The organism is Mycobacterium sp. (assembly GCF_035274705.1).
Taxonomy (GTDB): domain Bacteria; phylum Actinomycetota; class Actinomycetes; order Mycobacteriales; family Mycobacteriaceae; genus Mycobacterium.
Window position 1 is genome coordinate 1 of record NZ_DATENY010000138.1, and the last position, 20135, is coordinate 20135.

Here is a 20135-nt window from a genome sequence, read left to right on the forward strand (position 1 = left end):
GTCGATGCGAGTTGTCAGCCCTTGGCTGCTGACCGCCCGACGCGGCAGCGACGCCCGCAATGCCGTACCCGGCGGTCACGACGTCGCCGTTCACGGGCGCATCGCCACCGGCAACTCGCCCGTCCACTGGTGGCCCCAGTAGGAGTCGGCCGTGATTTCCTCTGCGGTGTAGTACGTTTCGTCGACGCGCATTCCGTCGGTGCCGAATTCGATGTCCCATCCGCCCGGTGCGCGCACATAGAACGACACCATCTTGTCGTTGGTGTGCCTGCCCAGCGTCGACGACAGCTGGAAGCTTTCGGCGTTCACCCGGTCCAGTGCCGTGCCGACCGCGTCGAGGCTGTCGACTTCCACCATGATGTGGATGAGCCCTGGAGCACCGTCATGCATGGACGGAACGATCGCCAGGCTGTGGTGTCGCTCGTTGACGCCGAGGAATCTGATTCGCACGGGCCCGAATTCGGGTGGCGCCGGTACACGCCACGCGCCGCGGGACAGAAAACCCAACACGTCGGTGTAGAAAGTGAAGGTGCCGTTGGGGTCCGTTGCGGGCAACACCACATGTCCCAATCCCTGTGCGCCGGTGACGAACCGGGCGCCGAAGGGCGTGACGACGGGGCTGTGGTCGAGGACGGCGCCGTGGAACACCTCGATCGTGGTGCCGGCGGGGTCGCGAAAGGTGATCGCTTCTTCGACCCGTCGGGAATCGGCCTCTTCCTGCGGCAGCGGCCTGACGCCGACACCCGCGGACTGCAGCTTCTCCTGGACGCGAAGTAACGCCGGCCGGTCGCGCACCTCCCATCCGACGGTGACGACCGCGTCGGTTGCGCCGGGAACCACGACGATCCTGGCAGCGCGTTCGTCCATGCGGAGGTAAAGGGCCGACGCGTCGGAACCGGATCCCTGCGCGAACCCGAGCACGTCGAACGCGAAGGTGCGCCAGCGGTCGATGTCGTTGGTCTGGACCGTGACGTATCCGAGGCTTTTGATATCGCTCATCAGATCATCGCCCGCAGCAGACCCTCGGGCTCGACGCCGAGCGAGCTGAGTGCGGAGGAGTGGAAGGTGGTGCCGGGCACATGGATCGCGTGTGCCAGCCCGGCGTGCGCGTCGCGCCAATACCGCTGCAACGGCTTATCCATCCGGAGCGCATTGCCGCCCGAGCGCGAGAAGATCTGGTCGACGGCCATCACGGCACGCCACGCCGAACGCACCTGCGTGCGACGGCCGGCGGCCCGGTCCGCGAATGACACCTCATCGCCGGAATCCACGATCTCGTAGATCCGGTCGACGTTGGCGAGCAGTTCCTGCCGGGCGGCGTTGATATCGGCCGCCGCTTCGCCGATTGCGTACATGACGTACGGGTCGTCTTTGATCGCGGTCCCCGCCGCGCCGACGCGGTCGCGTTGATAGTCGAGGTGTGCGGCCAGCGCGCCCTCGCAGATCCCGATCACCGCCGACGTGATGCCCAGCGGGAACATCGTCGACCACGGCATCAGGTACAGCGTCTCGGTCATGCCCGCCTTACGCTGAGCGGTGCCGTCCATCACCTCGGTGGCGTTCATGACGCGGTAGTCCGGAACGAAGGCGTCGCGCACGATAATGTCTTTGGAGCCGGTTCCCCTCAGGCCCACCACATTCCAGGAGTCCTCGACGATCTCGTAGTCCTTGCGTGGCAGGATCATGTGAAGCATCTGCGGCGGCATGAGGGGCTTGCCATCGGCATCACCGACCATGGCGCCCAAGAAGATCCATTCGCACGCATCGGTCCCTGAGCTGAACTGCCAGCGGCCGTTGAATAGGTAGCCGCCGTCAACCGGCTTGGCCACACCTTGCGGCGCGTAGGGGGAAGCCACCCAGGTGTCAGTGTCGGTGCCCCAGATTTCCTCGGCCACCCGCGGATCGGCATACGCGAGCTGGTATGGGTGCACGCCGACGACACCGCAGATCCAGCCTGATGCAGGGTCCAGCGATGCGACTGCCATGACGGTCTCCGCGAACTCCCGCGGGTGTACCTCGAAGCCGTTGTACTGCTTGGGTTGTAGCAGCCTGATTGCGCCGACGGACTTGAGGTCTTTGACCGTCTCGTCGGGCAGCTGACCGAGCCGCTCCGCCTCCCACGCTCGCTCGCGCAGCTGGTCAGCGATCGCCATCACTTTGTCGAGAACCCGTTCGGCCATGAAGCCATCATGGCGTGCGGTCTCGATCAGTGGAACGGAATCGCGGCCGTCAGCCGCGTCGGAGCAGAAAGCTCAGCACGGTGTCTTCGAACGCGCCCTTGGCCTCGATCATCGCCCAGTGCCCGCAATTGGGGAACACGTGCAGCTCGGCGTTGGGAATGGTGCGCATCGGGATCAACGCCATGTCCAGCGGGCTCACCCTGTCATCGCGTCCCCAGGGTCAGAAGCGTCGGCGCCGCTATCTTGTGCATCATCGCCCACGGCATCGGCGCGTCCGACGCACGCATGGTCGCCATCATCTGGCCGAACGCCGCCTTGCCGTACATGCGACGGGCGCTCTCCAGCGTCGGCGGATCGGTCGCCAACGCCCAGCGTTCCTCGATCAATTCATCGGTGACCAGCGCCGGGTCGTAGACCATCGAATGCAGCCAGTCGATCAGCCGCTGACGAGTCGGGTTCTCGGTGAACTCCTGCAGGAGCCGGATGCCTTCGCTCGGGCCCGGCGTGAAGATGATGGTACCGATTCCGCCGATGGTGACGAGGCGTCGAACCTTGGCCGGCTGACGGATCGCGTAGTTGATGCCTACACCGCCACCCATTGAATTGCCGATGATGTCAACAGAGTCGAGGCCCATCGACTCGACAAAGGTGCCCACGGCACCGTATGCGGTCACCGTGGGATGACCGCCGAAGTCGTCGCTCACACCGAAACCGGGGAATTCCAATATGAGGCAATGGAAATGCTCGGCGAAGGCGCCGAGGATGCCGCGGAAGTTCCGCCAGCCCGTGACTCCGGGGCCGGAGCCATGCAGGAACAACAGGGGTGAGCCCTTGCCAGCCTCGTGATAGCGGAGAACGCCGGCGTCGGTGGACATCTCGCGAAGCGTGCCATCGTAGGTCAGTTCCTGTGCCATCACCGCATCGTGGCACACGGGCTGGACGACGAAGGGGCGCCCCTTGTGAGGGCGCCCCTTGCGCTTTCGGCGGTCTTACTTGACGTCGACGTAGACCGTCTTGTCGGTGACAGTGGTTCCAAAGCTGTCACCCGGTGTGCCCGAGTCGGTCCGGCTGTAGGTCTGACCGGGCCGTACCGCGACCACGGTGGCCTGATCCAAGGGGGTCGAGCCGATGTGGTTCACGATGACGTTGTAGCCGTCAGCCTGCAGTTGGCTGATGGTGTTCTGGGCGTTGCCAGGACCAGTCGGGGCGGCGCTGACGGGTGCCGCCAAGCCAACCACCGCGGCGGTCAGCCCGCCGGCAAGTATGGTTGCGAATCCGAACTTCTTCATTTGTCGGTGCCCTCTTCTTTTCGTCTTCTTCTGGTTTCGAGCCGTGGCATACTGTCGCGGTTCGGTTCGCTGCAGCTGTCTTGTTTAACCGCCAAGATCGCCGGTTTCATTCCATTGGCAGTATTTGATCGGCTGTTGGCAGGATTAAATCTGTTGACAGCCGCCTCATCTCGGCGCGACGGCATCATCGATCGCTGGCATGATCGTCCGATGGTGCTCTCCGTCATAGATTCGCCGACCGTGCATCGGTTGCCGGCCACACCCTCGACCGTGCACTGGGGCTACTTCGACCCTCGACTGGAGCCGGCGCTCACCGTCTCCTCTGGGGATTTGGTCGTGATCGAGACGCTGACCCACCACGCAGGAGATGCGCCCGACTTGTTGATGGATGCGGGGATCATCGACGTCTTCGACCGGGTCGACGATCGCGGCCCGGGCCCGCACTTGCTCACCGGGCCGATCGCGGTGGAGGGCGCCCGCCCCGGAGATGTGCTGCAGGTCGACATTCTCGAGGCCACGCCGCGGCTGCCGTACGGCTCCAACCTGGCCGCGCGTTGGGGCTATCTGTACGGCGAGATACCCGTCGAGCGCGTAACCATCTACGAGCTCGACGCCGGAGCCAGCCTTGGCCGTGCCCTGTTCGGCTATGACTGGACGGCGACCCCGCTGGCCGATCAACCCGGGACGATCGTCGGCCCCGACCTGGGCGCCCGTGAACCAGCGCTGCCCGGCGTGGTCGTTCCGCTGCGCCCGCACTTCGGCACCATGGGCGTGGCACCGGCTGAACCTGAGCGGGTCTCGTCGGTGCCCCCTGGTGATCACGGCGGCAACGTCGACAACTGGCGCATCGGCGCCGGCGGAACGATGTATTACCCGGTTCAGGTGCCCGGTGCGCTGCTGTCGGTCGGCGATCCGCACGTCTCCCAGGGCGACGGTGAAATCAGCGGCACGGCGCTCGAGTCGTCGCTGAACGGCTTGCTGCGCTTGACGATCCGCCGCGATCTGCCGTTCACCGTGCCGGTCCTGGAGACCGCCACCGAGCTGCTGGTACACGGATTCGGCGACACACTCGACGACGCGATGAGAGCTGCCGCCCTCCGCACGCATGCCATCCTGCAGAGCCAGTTCGGCCTTTCCCGGGCCGACGCCTACTCGTTCATGTCCGTCGCCGCCGACTTCACCGTCACGCAGGTCGTCGATCGGCGTCAAGGTGTGCACGGCCGCATCGACAAGCGCTGCTTCCCACATTGGACTGGTATATCGGCTTGAGCGGCAACGGCATTCGTGCATTCACCTTCACTCCGGCCGACGGTGTCCCGCCGGCTGTTGCGCCGTTCGCCCATGCCACCGCCGCCGGACCCACGCTGTACGTGACCGGCCAGATGCCGACCGACGTCACCGGCGCCGTGGTCGGCGACGACATCGCGACGCAAACCGACCAGGTGATGCGGAACCTGCTGCGGGTCACCGAGTTGTGCGGCGGGGTGCTGCCCGATGTCGTCTCGGTCCGCGCATACCTGACCGACTGGGCCGACTACGACCCGTTCAACACCGCCTACGCAGCCTGGTTTCCCGATCGGCTGCCGTCACGCACGTGTGTCGGCGTCACGGGTCTCGCGGTCGGCGCCTGTGTCGAAATCGACTGGGTGTGCTGGCGAAGCGACGGCTGGAGGACCACAATCAGATCATGAGGCCCACGGGGCCGAACGGCTGTCGTGGGTTGGTCCGCCGAGGAGGACACCATGAGCATCCTCTACTCACTCGCCGTGGCCGGAACCGCCGCTCTCGGCGTTCTCTGGCTGGCACTGCAGAACATCCGCGTGATCAAGCAGTTCGAACGGGGCGTCGTCTACCGCTTCGGGCGCGTGCAGAGTCGCGTCCGGCCGCCGGGACTGACGATGTTGATCCCGATCGCCGACCGCCTGCAAAAGGTGAACATGCAGATCATCACCTTGCCGGTGCCCGGCCAGGACGGCATCACCTGCGACAACGTGACGGTGCGGGTGGACGCCGTCATCTACTTCAAGGTGGAGGACCCGGTCCGAGCCGCGGTTGACGTGCAGGACTATATGTCCGCGATCGCCCAGGTCGCGCAGACGTCCCTGCGCTCGATCATCGGCAAGAGCAACCTCGACGACCTGCTGTCCAACCGTGAGCGGCTCAACCAGGGCCTGGAGCTGCTGATTGACAGCCCCGCACTGGGTTGGGGCATCCACATCGACCGCGTCGAGATCAAGGACGTCGTGTTGCCCGACTCGATGAAACGGTCGATCGCCCGGCAGGCCGAAGCCGAGCGGGAGCGGCGGGCCCGCGTCATCACGGCCGACGGCGAACTGCAGGCGTCCGAGAAGCTCGCCCAGGCCGCCCAGGTCATGTCCGTCGATCCCGCGGCGCTTCAGCTGCGGTTACTGCAGACCGTCGTCGAGGTTGCGGCGGAGAAGAACTCGACGCTTATCCTGCCCTTCCCTGTAGAGCTGCTGCGGTTCCTCGAACGCTCGACACCCGAACGGGAGGACGAGGCCACCGCCTCCGCCAACGGGGACATGCCGCAGCTAGCGGCGCCCAAGGTGCCCGACGACGCCCGCGGTATCTCGCTCGAGGAGCCGCTGAAGGGACGTTCCGGCCAGAACGCCTAGAGTCGGCAAATGTTTGGGGCATGATCACGCCATGTCCCTGCATGCGGATGCGGTCAGTCGCTGGGTCGACGGCTACCTCGGCGCCTTCGCGGCGTGCGCTAGGGGCGAAGGCGACATGGCCTCGTTGCTCGCCCATTTCGGTGTGCCGATGATCCTCACGAGTGAGGAGGGGCTCGTCACGCTCATGACCGATGACGAAGCCGCGGCGGTGATTCAAAGCCAGGTCGATGGACTACGGGCGCTCGGCTTCGACCACAGCGACGTGCTGCATTCGGAAGTGACGGTTTTCAATTCCGCGTCGGCGATTTATAGGTGCACGTTGTCCCGTCGCAATGTCGATGGTCACGAAATCGATTGTCCGACGATTAGTTATCTCATTACGGATGACGTTGCCGGTCCGCGGATCGTGTTTTTGGGTGTACACGGTCAATGACCTAGAGCGGGGCCCGTTCATTAGGTGCGGCTGCATCGAGCGCCGCGGGCGTCGTCAGCTCCAGGTCGATGATCATGGACTCCAGTGCCGCGCCCCAACTTTCGTAGTAGGCCCGCTGTGGGTCCTTGGCGATCTCGTCCATCAGGCGACGGCGAAACGCGTCCCACGGCAATCCGAGCTTGTCGACAAGGGCGACGGCGATCACCAAAGCGCGTGCTTCCCAAGGTGATTCGAAGACCAGTTCGCCGTTGTCGCGGGGGAGCGACTCGTCGTCGAGGCCGCTCATAGCCGGGCCACACCGATCATCGAGTCGCGAGTGACGATTCCCGCCAGCTGCTCCTCGGACAAGTCCGCCGTGCGGTCCGGGCGCATCGGCAACACGAGATAACGCGCCTCCGCGCTGGAGTCCCACACGCGGATCTCGACGTCGTCTGGGATGACGGTGCCCATCTCGGCCAGCAGCTTGCGGGGTTCGCGCACGGCGCGCGAACGGTATGCCGGCGCCTTGTACCACTTCGGCGGCAACCCCAGAATCGGCCATGGGTAGCACGAGCACAGCGTGCACACCACCAAGTTGTGGACCTGTGGGGTGTTCTCGAGGGCGACTATGTACGCGCCTTCGGGGCCTTGGAAGCCGAATTCGGCGATCGCGGCGGTGCCGTCCGACAGGAGTCGCTGCTTGTACGCCGGATCGATCCATGCCCGCGCGACCACCTTGGCGCCGTTCATCGGGCCGAGGTTGTCTTCGAAGTGCTGGACGATCTGGTCGAGGGCGTCGGTGTCGAGGATGCCCTTTTCGACGAGCACCGACTCGATAGCGGCGACCCGGGCTTCGACCGGCGCCAAGTCGGCTGGGTGATGGTGGTCAGCGGTCATTGCGGGTCCTCGAGGTAGCGCTCGAACAGGTCGACGTGCATGACTTCGCCGTCGGCTCCGGCTTCGCCCCACAATTGGCGCGAGGTGAAGCGAACGGAATAGAGAGGGTCAGCGACGGCTGGGCCGCCGTGGGCTTCGATGTCGTCGATATTGTGCGCGCCGTCGACCCGCACGACGGTGCCGCGCTTGCCCTGCACATAGCGCGGGGCGCGGGTGTGCCCCGGTGGATGACGTTCGCGGACGCGAACTTCGTCGCCGACCGAATAGCGCGGCTCGGTGTGTGGGGTGAGGTCGTCGGGCAGTACACCGCGATCGGCCTGAGACAGCGGAAAGCGCCCGCAGGCACGGCGCTCGAGTTCGTCCGTCGTGGTGAATCCCGATTCGACTGCCATCGTCGCGGCACCGGTCAGCCAGTGTTCGTAGTACGACGACGATAGGTAGTGCTCGGGCGCCATGCGTTCGATCGAGTGCCGGAACCGTCCGCCCGGGATGCCCTGCGTGGCGATCAGACCCATCATCAGCCGGAAGGCGCGCCGCTCCCAATCCTGCTCGAAGTATGGCTCGGCGTCCGTGTGCTCGACCGGGCCGAAGCCGTCGAGGCCGCCGAGGTCGTGCACGCCGTCCACGCCTGGAATCCTACGGCGATCGAATCCTTGAGCTTCGAACTTTTCGACCATCCGGATCGTGTGTATTGAATGCGCGCGCATATCCGTTCGTCTGTCATTGCAGGCGTCGCGATGTTGGGAATCGCCGCACTCGCTGTTGCTCCACTCGCGCCGCCGTCTGAGCCCCACCCGCCGCCGACCGTTTCCCGCGAGGTGCAGTTGACGGCCGCACCAGAACTCGGTGCGATCCCGCTCGCGTTCATTCGAAATCAGTTTCAGTACTGCAGCCTGATTTGCCCATTCGCAGTTCAGGGCGCGATCACCGTGCCGATCGCGGCGGCGCAGACTCCGGCGACGTTCGTGGGCTCGCTCGCGTCGACGGGCAACCTGTTCAAAGCGATCGGCGCGGCCGCGGCGTCGGTGACCGGCCCGGCAAACGCCGCCGTGACACCGCTGATCAACAACGACGTGTTTCTGGTCGTGCCGAAGGCGTTTCACGCGCTCGACGTCGCCATCGTCGAGGCATTCAACGTCGGCGCCGCGGTATTCACGCCGGATGAGTTCGTGCAGGCCGTCCAGAATGGTCGCACGAACATTCTCAACGCGCTCAATCAGCCGGTGGGACCGCCCACGACCCCGACGGGCGCCCGAAACATACTGCAGGTCATTTCTGTCGAAGCGGTCAATGTGACGACGGCTGTGGCCTTCCAGGCCGGCGAACTGCTGCTGGCGGGCATCGTGCAGGTCGCGGACGCCGCAGCCCAAGAACTGGCGCGGTCGGGCGATCCTGTGGCGGCGCTGGCGGCCGGGGCCGCACAGGCCGGTCAGGTCATCGCCACGGCGAGCGCACCCGTCATCTCGGCGGTAAACACTGCGGTGACCAACATCTCCGAGTCCTTGGCCGATCCGTTCCCGTCGACGCCGAAGACGACGGCGCCCAAGGCGCCTAAGGCCGAGGTGCCTAAGGTCGAGGTGTCTAAGGTCGAGGTGCCTAAGGTCGAGGTGCCTAAGGTCGAGGTGCCCAAGGTCGAGGCCGCCGCGCCAACGGCTCGTCCGAGCCGCACTGAGGTGAAATCAGATGACGACCCTGCAGAGGCGACGAGTGTGGGATTGAAGCACGCGCTTGGCCAAAAGCCGCGTCATAACCCCACACTCGGCGATGGACAGGATCAATCGTCGGCGGCTTCCCCCACAGCCTCCGTCGCATCGACCGACGGCTCATCCAACGACAGCGCAACGCCGAGCGCCAAGAAGAACACGATGAACAGCGGTCCGCCGAGGTAGATGTTCATTGCGCCGCCGGGCGAGATGAAGCTGCCCGGAGGGCCGATGATCGTGATCGTCTCGATCAGCTGCTCGACGGCGAATACTGCGGCCAGGATCCCAAGCCACCGTGGGAATCGATCTTCGTTGGCCGCCAACAAGATTGGTACGGCTACCATGATGTCGGCAAGGGTCAGGATCGGGCCCCACATCGTGGCGATGTCGGTGATGGTGCGTGCAGTCGCCGATCCCAGCTGATCGGGATGTAGCGCGAGGCCGGCGTTGAACCACATTGCGATGCTGACCTCGACGAGCACGACGGCCGAGCCGATGGTGAACACATACCCCGACGGGCCCGTCAGTCGATCACGGGCGTATCCGAGCACCACGACCAGGGCCAGAGACCCAAACGCGACCAACAGTGCCTGCATCCGCATCGCACTCGAATGCTCGTTGACATGCGCGACGATGTCGTAGCCGGGCTTGTCGATGCCGGGAAGCATCGGAACTGCAAGTAGTGCAGCGGCGTAGAGCACCGCAAAGGCGATGCCGGCGATCATCGGAATGCGACGATCCACAACCAATCATCGTAGACAACGGGGTTGTCCACAGTTCTCATTTGATCCACAGGGCGCGTCGATGTCCTCGCCGCACGGGTCGGTCAGGTCTGTCCTCGCACCTACTTTGGGCGCATGCGAACCGAACCACCCGCCGAGCGGCTGCAGCGTCGTCTCGGCGGCGAAAGTGAGTCTGCCGCCGACGGTGACGGCGACGAGCAGCCCGATACTTCGTTGTCGCGATGGCTGCCGGACCCCAAATCGGGTGGCACGACAAGCTGGGTCGCTGCGATCCGGGCCGATCCGGGTCGAGCCGGTGTCATCGCGCTGGCGGTTGTTGGCATCATTGCTGTGCTGGTGACGGTGTTCACGCTGATGCGCGACAAGCCGCCGCCCGTCACGTCGGCGAAACTGCCACCGGTGCAGATGGTTTCGTCGGCCAGCCAGACGCCGGGCTCCGCGCCGCCCAAGCCGGATGCGCCCGTCGTGGTCAGCGTGGTCGGCCTGGTGCACAAGCCCGGACTGGTGACGCTGGAGCCAGGTGCGCGGATCGCCGATGCGCTCAACGCTGCGGGTGGTGCGCTCGACGGCGCCGATATGGTTGGCCTGAACATGGCCCGGCGCGTCAACGACGGCGAGCAGATCATCGTCGGCATCGCGGCAGCGCCAGGCCAGCCGGCTGCGATGGGCAGCTCCAGCAGCTCGGAGACGAGTGCGGCCAGTCCCCCCGCGACGCAGGCGACCGCCGGAAAATCGCCTACAGCAGGCGGTTTGGTGGATCTGAACACCGCGACGGTGGAAGAACTCGACACGCTACCGGGAATCGGGCCAGTGACCGCCGCGGCAATCGTCGCCTGGCGCGACGCCAACGGGCGCTTCACCAGCGTCGATCAGCTCGGAGATGTCGACGGCATCGGCCCTGCGCGGTTAGAGAAGCTGCGCGCTCTGGTTCATGCATGACCTCGGTGAACGTCGGCACCGCCCGGCTCGACCTGCGACTGGTCCCCGCGGCGCTGACGAGCTGGGCAGTGACAGCGGCTGGAATCCTCTGGCACGTAGCCGGTTCTGTTGCGGCCCTCGCCGTGGCGATCGTTGCCACGGCCGTGCTGGGGTGGTGGGGTAATGCCAGGCAGGAGTCTGGGATTGATCTCAGGGCGCTTGCAACGGGTGTCATCGCTGTCAGCGTGGTGGGCACTGGTTTCGCCGTTGCGGTCGGACTCCGTGTCGCCGAGGTGCGCGATCATCCGATTGCCGACCGCAACGGCACGATCGCCGCCGTCGTGGTCACGCCGAGCGAAAGCCCTCGCTCACTCGGTGGTGGCAGGGCGATGTTTCGTGGCTCGCTGCGGGGCCTCGACGGGCATGAAATGTCGGGCCGTGTAGTTGTTTTCACGCGGGCAGGCGACTTCGCGGACGTCACCGCCGGACGGCCGGCGAGCTTTCGCGCGCGTATCAGCCGACCAACGCGACGCGATCTCACCGTGGCGGTGTTGTCGGCGACCGGCGAGCCGAAACTGGGGGAGGCATCGCCGATCGACCGGGTGGCGCACCACATCCGACGCGGCTTCGCCGAGGCCGCACGTTCCGCACTGCCCGCAGACCAGGCCGCGACGCTTCCCGCGTTGGTGCTCGGCGACACCTCGACCGTCACGCCGCAGACAACCGCGGAGTTCCGCGCATCGGGTCTGACGCACCTCACCGCGGTGTCGGGTGCCAACGTCACGATCGTCTGCGGGGCCGTCTTGTTGACGGCCGCGCTGGTCGGACCGCGGGTGGCCATCGTGTTCGCCGCCTTCGCGCTGGTGGCCTTCGTCATCGTGGTGCAGCCTTCGGCCAGCGTGTTGCGCGCGGCCGTGATGGGTGCCATCACGCTGGCGGCCGTGGTGTCGCATCGCCGCCGCCAGGCGCTGCCGGTGTTGTCGGCCAGCGTGATCGTGCTGATGATCGCGGCGCCCGAACTAGCCGTGGACGTCGGCTTCGCGCTGTCGGTATCGGCGACTGCGGCCCTTGTCGTCATCGCACCGGTCTGGTCGCGGCGCCTTGTCGCTCATGGCTGGCCGAAAGCGCTGGCCGACGCCGTCAGTGTGGCCGTCGCTGCACAGCTCGTAACGGCACCACTTGTGGCCGGGATGTCGGGCACCTTCAGCGTGGTCTCGGTGGCGGCCAACCTCGCGGTCGCCGCGGTGATCGCGCCGATCACGGTGGTCGGCACTGCGGCGGCGGCGCTTTGTCCGCTCTGGCCCTCGGCCGCGCAGCTGTTGATCCGGTTCACGGGTCCGGAGTTGTGGTGGCTGCTGCGGGTGGCGCGCTGGGCTGCAGGTGTCCCGGGCGCCTCCGTGTCGGTTCCCTCGGGGCTGGTCGGAGTGGCGCTCGTTGCCGCCGCAGGCGTGGCCGCAGTCGTGTCGTGGCAATGGCGGTGGGTCCGCGTCGGGACGGCCGGCGTCGTGGTGTGTCTGCTGGCGTGGACGGTGTCCGGGCTGTCGGGCGGGCATGACACGATCGGGGTGTGAGCCAAGAAGCCGCCGGTCTGCACCTGGTGCTGGGAGACGAAGAACTACTCGTGGAGCGCGCGATCGCCGCCGTACTTCGGCAGGCGCGCAAGCAGGCCGGTACCGACGACGTGCCGGTCAACCGGTTGCGCGCCGGTGAGGTGAGCACCAGCGAGCTGGCCGAGCTGCTGAGCCCGTCGCTGTTCGCCGACGAACGCGTCGTGGTGCTCGAAGCTGCGGCCGAAGCAGGTAAGGATGCCGTGGCCCTGATCGCGACCGCTGCGGCGGACCTGCCGCCGGGCACCGTGCTGATCGTCGTGCACTCCGGCGGCGGGCGCGCCAAAGCGCTGGCCGATCAATTGAAAGCCCTTGGCGCCCAGGTGCATCCGTGTGCTCGCATCACCAAGGCTTCCGAGCGTGCCGACTTCGTGCGGCGCGAATTCCGTGCGCTGAAGATCAAGGCCGGCGACGAGACTGTCACGGCCGTGCTCGACGCGATCGGCTCCGATATCCGCGAACTCGCGGCCGCCTGCTCGCAGTTGGTCGCCGATACCGGGGGAGACGTCACCCCGGCCGCGGTGCGCCGCTACCACTGCGGCAAGGCCGAGGTGAAGGGCTTCGATATCGCCGACAAGGCTGTCACGGGCGACGTCGCCGGCGCGGCGGAGGCGCTGCGCTGGGCGATGATGAGCGGTGAGCCACAGGTGGTGCTCGCCGACGCCCTGGCCGAAGCCATCCACACCATCGCCCGGGTTGGGCCATTGTCAGGGGATCCGTACCGACTCGCCGCCGAACTCGGCATGCCGCCATGGCGGGTGCAAAAGGCTCAGAAACAGGCGCGACGCTGGTCGCGGGCGTCGGTGGCCGATGCGATGCGGGTGGTTGCCGCCTTGAATGCCGATGTCAAAGGAGCGGCGGCCGACGCGGACTACGCGTTGGAGGCGGCGGTGCGAAAGGTTGCCGAGCTGGCAGCCGACTGATCAGAGCTTGTTGAGGGCGGCCGCCAGGCCCGATTTGCGGTTGGCCGCCTGATTCTTGTGGATCACGCCCTTGCTGACGGCCTTGTCCAGCTTGCGGCTGGTCGACGACAGCAATTCGGCGGCTTTGTCCTTGTCACCGGCCTCGATGGCCTCCCGGAACCCGCGGACCGCCGTGTGAAGCGACGACTTCACCGACTTGTTGCGCAGTCTGCGGCGCTCGTTGGTGCGATTGCGCTTCTCCTGCGACTTGATGTTGGCCACGCGTGTTATTCCTTCGCAAATCTCGACTGGGTTGGGTAAGTCTGTGTGGCGCCCGGCGGCGGGCAGCGACTGTTCAGGCTACCAGCGCGTCCCTGAATCTCCCAAAGCGAGCGCCACTGGCCTGCCGAAACGGCTCAGGTGGTGCAGCATTGCAGGGTGAGCCTTCGCACCCTGCCGACCGAAACCGCACGCACGTCGCGCACCAACTCGCGTACGCGTAAACGGTACGAGGACATCTTCGACGGCTACAACAATCTGGGCACCTATTCACAGGCCTTCGACGAGATGTTCGACGGCCAGGGCAACGTGCGCGGGCCGTACAAGGGCATCTTCGCCGAGCTTGCCCCGTCGAACGCGTCTGAGCTGCAGTCCCGCGCTGACGCGCTCGGCCGGGCGTTCATCGATCAGGGCATCACCTTCTCGCTGTCCGGCCAGGAACGCCCGTTTCCGCTGGATCTCGTCCCGCGGGTGATCTCCGCCGCCGAATGGACGCGCCTCGAGCGCGGCATCACCCAGCGGGTCAAGGCCCTGGAGATGTATCTGCACGACATCTACGGCGAGCAGGAGATCCTGCGCGACGGCGTCATCCCGCGCCGGCTCGTCACGTCGTGCGAGCACTTCCACCGCGAGGCTGCAGGCATCGTCCCGCCCAACGGCGTCCGCATCCACGTCGCCGGCATCGACTTGGTTCGCGACGCAAAGGGCGACTTCCGGGTGCTCGAGGACAATCTGCGCTCACCCTCTGGCGTGTCCTACGTGATGGAGAACCGTCGCACGATGGCGCGGGTGTTTCCGAACCTGTTCGCCACCCATCGCGTGCGCGCGGTCGGCGACTACTCCTCGCATCTACTCCGGGCGCTGCGCAACGCGGCGGCAAACAACGTTGCCGACCCGACCGTCGTGGTCCTGACGCCGGGGGTTTACAACTCCGCTTACTTCGAGCATTCGCTGCTGGCCCGCCAGATGGGCGTGGAGCTCGTCGAGGGCCGCGACCTGTTCTGCCGTGACAACGCCGTCTATATGCGCACCACCGAAGGCGAACGCCAAGTCGACGTCATCTACCGCCGCATCGACGACGCCTTCCTCGATCCCATGCAGTTCCGGCCGGACTCGGTGCTCGGCGTGGCCGGGCTACTCAACGCCGCCCGCGCAGGAAACGTGGTCATCTCCAGCGCAGTGGGCAACGGCGTCGGCGACGACAAGCTCGTCTACACCTACGTGCCGACCATCATCGAGTACTACCTCGGCGAGAAGCCGCAGCTGGCCAACGTCGACACCTACCGCTGCTGGCTCGACGACGAACGCGAAGAAGTCCTCGACCGCGTCGAAGAGCTCGTCATCAAGCCGGTCGAGGGCTCCGGCGGCTACGGCATCGTGTTCGGTCCGGACGCGTCGGCGAAGGAGCTGGCCGCGATCAGCAAGAAGATCCGCAACGACCCGCGCGGGTGGATCGCCCAGCCAGTGGTGCAGCTGTCCACGGTGCCGACGCAGATCGACGACAACCTCGCGCCCCGCCATGTCGACCTGCGCCCGTTCGCGGTCAACGATGGCGACGACGTGTGGGTGTTGCCGGGAGGGCTGACCCGCGTGGCGTTGCCCGAGGGCTCGCTGGTGGTCAACTCCAGCCAGGGCGGCGGTTCGAAGGACACCTGGGTGCTGGCGTCGCGCGCCTCGGTGGCCGACCGTGAGCTCGGCGCCGCCGAGGTGGTGCGGTCGCTGCCCAAAGCGCCTAAGGCGCCGAAGACCGAGTCCGACGGGTCCTCGCAGCAACAGCAACAACAGCAATCGCAGGTGCTGCCGCCGATGAACGGCAACCAGCAGCAACAACAACAGCAGTAGGCGGTGATGGTCTGATGTTGGCACGCAATGCAGAATCGCTCTACTGGATCGGTCGGTACGTCGAGCGTGCCGACGACACCGCCCGCATCCTCGACGTGACGGTGCACCAGCTGCTCGAGGATTCCAGCGTCGACCCGGACCAGGCGTCGCGGACACTGCTGAAGGTGCTGGGCATCCAAGCGCCCACGCAGCAGTTGGACGTCTGGTCGTTGACCGACATCGTGGCGTTCAGCCGTGACCTGGACGGCGGCTTCTCGATCGTCGATGCGATCTCATCCGCACGCGAAAACGCCCGCGGCGCACGGGAAGTGACCTCGACCGAGATCTGGGAGTGCCTCAACACCACGTACAACGCGCTGGCCGAACGTGAACGTGCCGCCAAACGGCTTGGCCCACACGAGTTTCTGTCGTACGTCGAGGGTCGGGCCGCGATGTTCGCCGGGCTGGCCGACTCGACGCTGAGCCGCGACGACGGATACCGGTTCATGGTGCTGGGTCGCGCGATCGAGCGGGTCGACATGACGGTGCGCTTGCTGCTGTCCCGCGTCGGCGACAGCGCATCGTCACCGGCGTGGGTGACTCTGCTGCGATCCGCGGGCGCGCACGACACCTATCTGCGCACCTATCGTGGCGTGCTGGACGCCGGCAGGGTTGTCGAATTCATGTTGCTGGATCGGCTTTTCCCGCGCTCGATCTTCTACTCGCTGCGCCTGGCCGAGCACAGCCTCGACGAGCTGATGAACCGGCCGCACAGCCGGCTCGGCGCTACGGCGGAGGCGCAGCGGCTGCTGGGCCGTGCCCGCAGCGAACTGGAGTTCCTGCGGCCCGGCGTGCTGCTTGAATCGCTCGAGAAACGGCTGGCCGGACTTCAGCAGACTTGCCATGACGTCGGAGAAGCATTGGCGCTACAGTACTTTCACTCTGCACCGTGGGTGGCATGGCACGACGCCGGACGCAATGGTTCGCTCGTCATCGAGGAAGGTGAGGTCTGATGTGGCGGCTGCGGGTGGTGCACTCGACCGGATACGCGTACAAGTCGCCGGTGACTGCGTCATTCAACGAGGCTCGACTCACGCCGCGGTCGGACAGCCGGCAGAACGTCATTCTCAACCGCGTCGAAACCGTACCTGCCACAAGGTCGTATCGCTATGTCGACTACTGGGGCACCGCGGTGACCGCCTTCGACTTGCACGCTCCGCACACCGAGCTGGAGGTCACCTCATCGTCGGTTGTCGAGACCGACAGGGGCGAAATGCCCACGGACAAGGTCAGCTGGGACGACCTGCGTTCTGAAGCGGTCATCGACCGGTTCGACGAGATGATCAGTCCGACGCACTACACCCCGCAGAGCAAGCGAATCCGTCGGGTGGGGGAGCGCATCGCCAAGTACCACGACCCGCAGGAGGCCGTCACGGCGGCCGCGAATTGGGTGCACAGTGAACTGGAATACGTGGCTGGCACGACCGGCGTCCACTCGTCCGGCCTTGATGCGCACCGCGAAGGCAAGGGCGTCTGTCAGGATTTCGCCCACTTGACCCTTATCCTGTTGCGCAGCATGGGAATTCCGGCGCGATACGTATCGGGCTATCTGCATCCCAAGGGCAAGGCGAAAGTCGGCGACACCATCGACGGCCAGAGCCATGCGTGGGTGCAGGCGTGGACCGGTGGCTGGTGGAACTACGACCCCACCAACGATGCCGAGATCAACGAGCAGTACGTCAGCGTCGGCGTCGGTCGCGACTATTCGGACGTCAGCCCGTTGAAGGGCATTTATTCGGGCGAAGGGTCGACAGATCTGGATGTCGTCGTGGAGATCACACGGCTGGCTTAACTCCTACCCGCCGAACGTTCCTTACCGCTCGACATTCCGGCGATTCTTCGTGCGGTAAGGAACGTTCGCCGCATGGAACGGGTGCGGCGCTAAACCCGTCTTATCACCATGCTTCCATTTATCGGCAGCGAAGCGTTGGCGGCGGGTGTCGTCAATCGCTATCAGCTTGCAACCCGCTATGTCGCCGTCTATCGCAATGTGTACGTGCCCAAAGGGCAGGCACTAACCGCAGTTGACAGGGCAGTCGCCGCGTGGCTGTGGTCAGAACGGCGGGCCACCGCGGCGGGGCTGTCCGCCGCTGCCCTGCATGGAACGCTATGGCTTGACAGGAAATTACCCGCGGAGCTCAACCAACCGCATCGCCACAAGACGAATGGCATCTTGTTGCACAGCGACAAGCTGGCCGATGACGAAGTGTGCATTACCAACGGCGTCCCGGCGACCACGCCTGCTCGCACTGCGTACGACCTTGGCCGACGGCGCGGGCTGACCACCGCGGTCATCCGGCTGGATGCGTTGATGCAAGCGACCAATCTCAAGTCGCCAGATGTCGAGGCGCTTGCCGAACGCCATCGCGGCGCGCGCGGCATCGTGCAGTTGCGCGAAGCTATCGAACTGTCCGACGATGGAGCGGAGTCTCCGCAAGAGACCCGCACCCGGCTTATCCTGACGAGCGCAGGTCTACGGCCACAGCGGACACAGATCGAAGTATTCGACAGATTCGGCGAATTCGTGCGTCGCATCGACATGGGCTGGGATGACTGGATGGTCGGCGTCGAGTACGACGGCGCCCAACACTGGACTGATCCCGCGATACGAAGGCAAGACATCGATACGCACGCCACGCTAGAGGCACTGGGATGGCGGATCATCCGCGTCAGCGCAGATATGGTCCGGTACCGGCCGAACATTATCGTCGCGCGTACCCGAGCCGCGCTGCGGGCTGCCGGCGCCCCTGTGTAGCCGACGAACGTTCCCTACCGCTCGACATCTTGGCGAAATGTCGAGCGGTAACGAACGTTCGTCGCAACGGTTACGGCTTAACGCGGCCCAGAGAGCGGTAACCCGGGTGGACGTGCGGTGTGAGTCCTTGGTGCTCGGCCACTATGGCCAGCAGTTCGCGCAGATTTTCGCGCTGCTCACCATCCAGGCCCGCGGTGAGCAGCCGATCATGCTGACGCCCCAGGTCGCCGATCTTGCTCATCAACTTCTTGCCCGACGAGGTCAGGTACAGCGCGTGCAGCCGGCGGTCGTCGGGGTTGCGGCGACGTTCGACGTAGCCGCGGCCCTCGAGTTCGTCGACGTAAGCGACGACGCGGCTGGGCAGCAGGCCAAGCTGCCCGCTGAGCGCCTGCTGGCTGCGGCCGGGCTCGGCCGCGATCGCGCGCAGGATGCCGGCGTGCGGCGGGGTCAGGTCGATCGATGCGATCAGGTCGGTGAACACCGAGGCGGAATGGTGGCCGAGTTGAGACAACAAGAACGCCACGCCGTCACCGTCCCTAGAGCCTGCTGACATGCGCTGATCGTAACATCAGTGAACGATTCTGAGATGAAACCGTCGAAACTTCTTGTCAGCGAGCGCGTACAGGAATATCGTTCACAATATGAACGATTCACCGACAGACTCGACCAGTCGACGCCCACAGGGCGGGCCCCCGCTGGCGCTGCTTGCGGCCATCTCGTTGGTACTGCTGCTCGCCGGTCTCGCAATCGGAGTCACGCTCGCCGGCGTCATGCCTCTTCCGTACGGCTCGGCAACGGCAATCCAGGATTACGTCGCAGGCCACCACGGCGCGGCGCAGGCGATTGGAGTCGCGACGTTCGCGTCGTCGATACCGCTGGCGATCTACGCCGCGACGGCGAGCGCGCGCCTGCGTCAGCTCGGCATCACGGCACCAGGGGCGACGATCGCCCTCGCCGGAGGTCTGCTGGCGTCGGCCGGGCTGGGATTGTCGGGCCTGCTGGCCTGGACGCTCTCTCGCCCTGAGGTCACTTCCGACGTGCCGCTGGTCCGTGCGCTGTACTACCTCGTCTACCTGACCGGCGGTCCCTGGCATGTGGTCACGCTCGGCTTGTTGATCGCCGGCATGGCCGTGCCCAGCCTCATCGTCGGCCTGCTACCCAGAGCTGTCGCGTGGACCGGCCTGGTGATCGCCGGCCTGGCCGAATTGACCATGCTGGCATTGATCTGGCCCGGTCTATCGCCGCTGTTGCCGGTCGCTCGGTTCAGTGGACTCGTATGGCTGATCGTCGCCGGTGTGATGCTGCCGCTGCGCCGGCACAACAGGCGGGAGGTGACGACGTGAACATGAAACTCAGTGTCAGCGTGACGAATTACTCGTGGCCCGATCGAATCGATGACCGGCTTGCGATGATGGCCCGCGTGAGCATTCCGCGCCCGCTCACGAAACCGTGGCGGCCGGTGCTGATCGGTGGAACGGGCGAACGGCGTACGCTGCGCCTTGTCGCCGAATATGCCGATGCCTGCAACCTTTTCGACATTCCCGACGGCGGCCGCGCCGTCCGGCACCAGCTCGACGTGCTGGATCGCCACTGCGCCGACGTCGGCGGACCGGCTGAGGAAATCGAGCGAACCGTCACCCGCGCTGGAACCGGATGAATCGATGCAGGGGCTTGTCGACCGCTGTCATGCGCTCGGTGAGCTCGGGGTCGAGCACGTCGTGGTGATCGCTCGTGGCCGGCCGCTCTCCGACGGAGACCTCAATTGCGTTGCGGCAGCAGCAGATCAGCTGTGCGGCTTGGCGCCCACGCCGGGGTGAACCTCGACGCGGTGCAGGTCGTCGCCGAGTTCGATCTGCTGGTCAAACGCCGATGCTGCCAGCGCGCGCCAGTCGTCCTCTTGGCCCGGCACGATCGCAGGCACGTAGTGGGTGAG

23 protein-coding genes and 2 pseudogenes are annotated in these 20135 nt (G+C 65.8%); 14 read left to right on the forward strand and 11 right to left on the reverse strand.

Annotated elements, in window-relative coordinates:
* Positions 1-90: 90 nt before the first annotated feature.
* From bphC to VJV41_RS27820, 4 genes and pseudogenes are all read right to left on the reverse strand, one after another.
* Positions 91-999: a biphenyl-2,3-diol 1,2-dioxygenase gene (bphC, locus tag VJV41_RS27805; protein ID WP_325339290.1), complete on the reverse strand. Its 909-nt coding sequence runs from the start codon at positions 997-999 to the stop codon at positions 91-93.
* Entirely contained in the window at positions 999-2180 is a 1182-nt protein-coding gene (locus tag VJV41_RS27810; RefSeq protein ID WP_325339292.1) for an acyl-CoA dehydrogenase family protein, read from the reverse strand. The genes bphC and VJV41_RS27810 overlap by 1 nt, the downstream gene beginning before the upstream one ends.
* Before the next feature lie 49 nt (positions 2181-2229).
* Positions 2230-3094: pseudogene (locus VJV41_RS27815) on the reverse strand (alpha/beta fold hydrolase).
* 75 nt (positions 3095-3169) lie between these two features.
* Positions 3170-3469 carry a hypothetical protein gene (locus VJV41_RS27820; protein ID WP_325339294.1) on the reverse strand — a complete coding sequence of 100 codons (300 nt, stop codon included), beginning with the start codon at positions 3467-3469 and terminating at the stop codon, positions 3170-3172.
* Positions 3470-3679: 210 nt separating this feature from the next.
* On the opposite strand from VJV41_RS27820, the gene VJV41_RS27825 reads away from it, so the two are divergent.
* Genes VJV41_RS27825 through VJV41_RS27840 form a run of 4 tightly spaced genes read left to right on the forward strand, consistent with a single transcriptional unit; the run spans position 3680 to position 6538 of the window.
* On the forward strand, positions 3680-4738 hold the full coding sequence (locus tag VJV41_RS27825) for an acetamidase/formamidase family protein (protein ID WP_325339296.1): 1059 nt from the start codon (positions 3680-3682) through the stop codon (positions 4736-4738).
* Entirely contained in the window at positions 4735-5160 is a 426-nt protein-coding gene (locus VJV41_RS27830) for a RidA family protein (protein ID WP_325339298.1), read from the forward strand. Before VJV41_RS27825 ends, VJV41_RS27830 begins: the two co-directional genes overlap by 4 nt.
* Positions 5161-5211: 51 nt before the next feature.
* On the forward strand, positions 5212-6105 hold the full coding sequence (locus tag VJV41_RS27835) for an SPFH domain-containing protein (protein ID WP_325339300.1): 894 nt from the start codon (positions 5212-5214) through the stop codon (positions 6103-6105).
* A gap of 31 nt (positions 6106-6136) precedes the next feature.
* The gene (locus VJV41_RS27840; protein ID WP_325339302.1) at positions 6137-6538 is read left to right on the forward strand and encodes a hypothetical protein; all 402 of its coding nucleotides are present in this window, start codon (positions 6137-6139) and stop codon (positions 6536-6538) included.
* Between the two features lies 1 nt (position 6539).
* Here VJV41_RS27840 and VJV41_RS27845 read toward each other — a convergent pair whose 3' ends face one another.
* The 3 genes from VJV41_RS27845 to nthB are packed head-to-tail and all read right to left on the reverse strand — an operon-like array spanning position 6540 to position 8040.
* Entirely contained in the window at positions 6540-6824 is a 285-nt protein-coding gene (locus tag VJV41_RS27845; RefSeq protein WP_325339304.1) for a nitrile hydratase accessory protein, read from the reverse strand.
* Complete coding sequence (nthA, locus tag VJV41_RS27850; protein WP_325339306.1) at positions 6821-7414, reverse strand: nitrile hydratase subunit alpha; 594 nt, start codon at positions 7412-7414, stop codon at positions 6821-6823. The genes VJV41_RS27845 and nthA overlap by 4 nt, the downstream gene beginning before the upstream one ends.
* Positions 7411-8040, reverse strand: a complete 630-nt coding sequence (gene nthB / locus VJV41_RS27855) for a nitrile hydratase subunit beta (protein WP_325339308.1) — start codon at positions 8038-8040, stop codon at positions 7411-7413. Before nthB ends, nthA begins: the two co-directional genes overlap by 4 nt.
* A gap of 69 nt (positions 8041-8109) precedes the next feature.
* On the opposite strand from nthB, the gene VJV41_RS27860 reads away from it, so the two are divergent.
* Entirely contained in the window at positions 8110-9303 is a 1194-nt protein-coding gene (locus VJV41_RS27860) for a hypothetical protein (RefSeq protein ID WP_325339310.1), read from the forward strand.
* Here VJV41_RS27860 and VJV41_RS27865 read toward each other — a convergent pair.
* A complete protein-coding gene (locus VJV41_RS27865) occupies positions 9189-9842 on the reverse strand; it encodes a hypothetical protein (RefSeq protein WP_325339332.1) in 654 nt (217 codons plus the stop codon). The genes VJV41_RS27860 and VJV41_RS27865 overlap by 115 nt on opposite strands.
* Positions 9843-9974: 132 nt before the next feature.
* Between VJV41_RS27865 and VJV41_RS27870 the strand changes: the two genes are divergently transcribed.
* From VJV41_RS27870 to holA, 3 genes are read left to right on the forward strand one after another with little or no spacing between them, the layout of a single operon-like run.
* Positions 9975-10799 carry a ComEA family DNA-binding protein gene (locus VJV41_RS27870; RefSeq protein ID WP_325339312.1) on the forward strand — a complete coding sequence of 275 codons (825 nt, stop codon included), beginning with the start codon at positions 9975-9977 and terminating at the stop codon, positions 10797-10799.
* Entirely contained in the window at positions 10796-12349 is a 1554-nt protein-coding gene (locus VJV41_RS27875) for a ComEC/Rec2 family competence protein (protein ID WP_325339314.1), read from the forward strand. Before VJV41_RS27870 ends, VJV41_RS27875 begins: the two co-directional genes overlap by 4 nt.
* Positions 12346-13308, forward strand: coding sequence for a DNA polymerase III subunit delta (gene holA / locus VJV41_RS27880; protein WP_325339316.1), 963 nt, complete (start codon positions 12346-12348; stop codon positions 13306-13308). The genes VJV41_RS27875 and holA overlap by 4 nt, the downstream gene beginning before the upstream one ends.
* On the opposite strand, the gene rpsT is transcribed toward holA, so the two are convergent.
* Entirely contained in the window at positions 13309-13569 is a 261-nt protein-coding gene (gene rpsT, locus VJV41_RS27885) for a 30S ribosomal protein S20 (RefSeq protein WP_325339318.1), read from the reverse strand.
* Between the two features lie 234 nt (positions 13570-13803).
* On the opposite strand from rpsT, the gene VJV41_RS27890 reads away from it, so the two are divergent.
* The 4 genes from VJV41_RS27890 (at position 13804) to VJV41_RS27905 (ending at position 18202) form a co-directional block, all read left to right on the forward strand.
* On the forward strand, positions 13804-15408 hold the full coding sequence (locus VJV41_RS27890) for a circularly permuted type 2 ATP-grasp protein (RefSeq protein ID WP_414685075.1): 1605 nt from the start codon (positions 13804-13806) through the stop codon (positions 15406-15408).
* A 14-nt stretch (positions 15409-15422) separates the two neighbouring features.
* Positions 15423-16400: an alpha-E domain-containing protein gene (locus VJV41_RS27895; protein ID WP_325339320.1), complete on the forward strand. Its 978-nt coding sequence runs from the start codon at positions 15423-15425 to the stop codon at positions 16398-16400.
* The gene (locus VJV41_RS27900) at positions 16400-17239 is read left to right on the forward strand and encodes a transglutaminase family protein (protein ID WP_325339322.1); all 840 of its coding nucleotides are present in this window, start codon (positions 16400-16402) and stop codon (positions 17237-17239) included. Before VJV41_RS27895 ends, VJV41_RS27900 begins: the two co-directional genes overlap by 1 nt.
* Positions 17240-17347: 108 nt before the next feature.
* The gene (locus VJV41_RS27905) at positions 17348-18202 is read left to right on the forward strand and encodes a hypothetical protein (protein WP_325339324.1); all 855 of its coding nucleotides are present in this window, start codon (positions 17348-17350) and stop codon (positions 18200-18202) included.
* Positions 18203-18272: 70 nt separating this feature from the next.
* Here the strand turns inward: VJV41_RS27905 and VJV41_RS27910 are convergent, their stop codons facing one another.
* Positions 18273-18755 (reverse strand): MarR family winged helix-turn-helix transcriptional regulator, encoded by a 483-nt coding sequence (locus tag VJV41_RS27910; protein WP_325339326.1) that lies wholly within the window; start codon positions 18753-18755, stop codon positions 18273-18275.
* Positions 18756-18843: 88 nt separating this feature from the next.
* Between VJV41_RS27910 and VJV41_RS27915 the strand changes: the two genes are divergently transcribed.
* Complete coding sequence (locus tag VJV41_RS27915; protein ID WP_325339328.1) at positions 18844-19545, forward strand: hypothetical protein; 702 nt, start codon at positions 18844-18846, stop codon at positions 19543-19545.
* The gene (locus VJV41_RS27920; RefSeq protein WP_325339330.1) at positions 19542-19859 is read left to right on the forward strand and encodes a hypothetical protein; all 318 of its coding nucleotides are present in this window, start codon (positions 19542-19544) and stop codon (positions 19857-19859) included. The genes VJV41_RS27915 and VJV41_RS27920 overlap by 4 nt, the downstream gene beginning before the upstream one ends.
* Before the next feature lie 126 nt (positions 19860-19985).
* Here VJV41_RS27920 and VJV41_RS27925 read toward each other — a convergent pair.
* A pseudogene (locus VJV41_RS27925) lies at positions 19986-20135 on the reverse strand (ribonuclease Z); the annotation flags it as partial.

Bases quoted from the DNA above. Each gene is read 5' to 3' on its own strand.
- VJV41_RS27870 (WP_325339312.1), top strand. From the start codon at position 9,975: ATGCGAACCGAACCACCCGCCGAGCGGCTGCAGCGTCGTCTCGGCGGC.
- VJV41_RS27810 (WP_325339292.1), bottom strand. From the start codon at position 2,180: ATGGCCGAACGGGTTCTCGACAAAGTGATGGCGATCGCTGACCAGCTG.
- VJV41_RS27860 (WP_325339310.1), top strand. From the start codon at position 8,110: ATGCGCGCGCATATCCGTTCGTCTGTCATTGCAGGCGTCGCGATGTTG.
- VJV41_RS27820 (WP_325339294.1), bottom strand. From the start codon at position 3,469: ATGAAGAAGTTCGGATTCGCAACCATACTTGCCGGCGGGCTGACCGCC.
- VJV41_RS27910 (WP_325339326.1), bottom strand. From the start codon at position 18,755: ATGTCAGCAGGCTCTAGGGACGGTGACGGCGTGGCGTTCTTGTTGTCT.
- nthA (WP_325339306.1), bottom strand. From the start codon at position 7,414: ATGACCGCTGACCACCATCACCCAGCCGACTTGGCGCCGGTCGAAGCC.
- VJV41_RS27825 (WP_325339296.1), top strand. From the start codon at position 3,680: ATGGTGCTCTCCGTCATAGATTCGCCGACCGTGCATCGGTTGCCGGCC.
- VJV41_RS27840 (WP_325339302.1), top strand. From the start codon at position 6,137: ATGTCCCTGCATGCGGATGCGGTCAGTCGCTGGGTCGACGGCTACCTC.
- VJV41_RS27895 (WP_325339320.1), top strand. From the start codon at position 15,423: ATGTTGGCACGCAATGCAGAATCGCTCTACTGGATCGGTCGGTACGTC.
- VJV41_RS27875 (WP_325339314.1), top strand. From the start codon at position 10,796: ATGACCTCGGTGAACGTCGGCACCGCCCGGCTCGACCTGCGACTGGTC.
- VJV41_RS27915 (WP_325339328.1), top strand. From the start codon at position 18,844: ATGAACGATTCACCGACAGACTCGACCAGTCGACGCCCACAGGGCGGG.
- VJV41_RS27900 (WP_325339322.1), top strand. From the start codon at position 16,400: ATGTGGCGGCTGCGGGTGGTGCACTCGACCGGATACGCGTACAAGTCG.
- VJV41_RS27905 (WP_325339324.1), top strand. From the start codon at position 17,348: ATGCTTCCATTTATCGGCAGCGAAGCGTTGGCGGCGGGTGTCGTCAAT.
- VJV41_RS27835 (WP_325339300.1), top strand. From the start codon at position 5,212: ATGAGCATCCTCTACTCACTCGCCGTGGCCGGAACCGCCGCTCTCGGC.
- VJV41_RS27845 (WP_325339304.1), bottom strand. From the start codon at position 6,824: ATGAGCGGCCTCGACGACGAGTCGCTCCCCCGCGACAACGGCGAACTG.
- bphC (WP_325339290.1), bottom strand. From the start codon at position 999: ATGAGCGATATCAAAAGCCTCGGATACGTCACGGTCCAGACCAACGAC.
- VJV41_RS27865 (WP_325339332.1), bottom strand. From the start codon at position 9,842: ATGATCGCCGGCATCGCCTTTGCGGTGCTCTACGCCGCTGCACTACTT.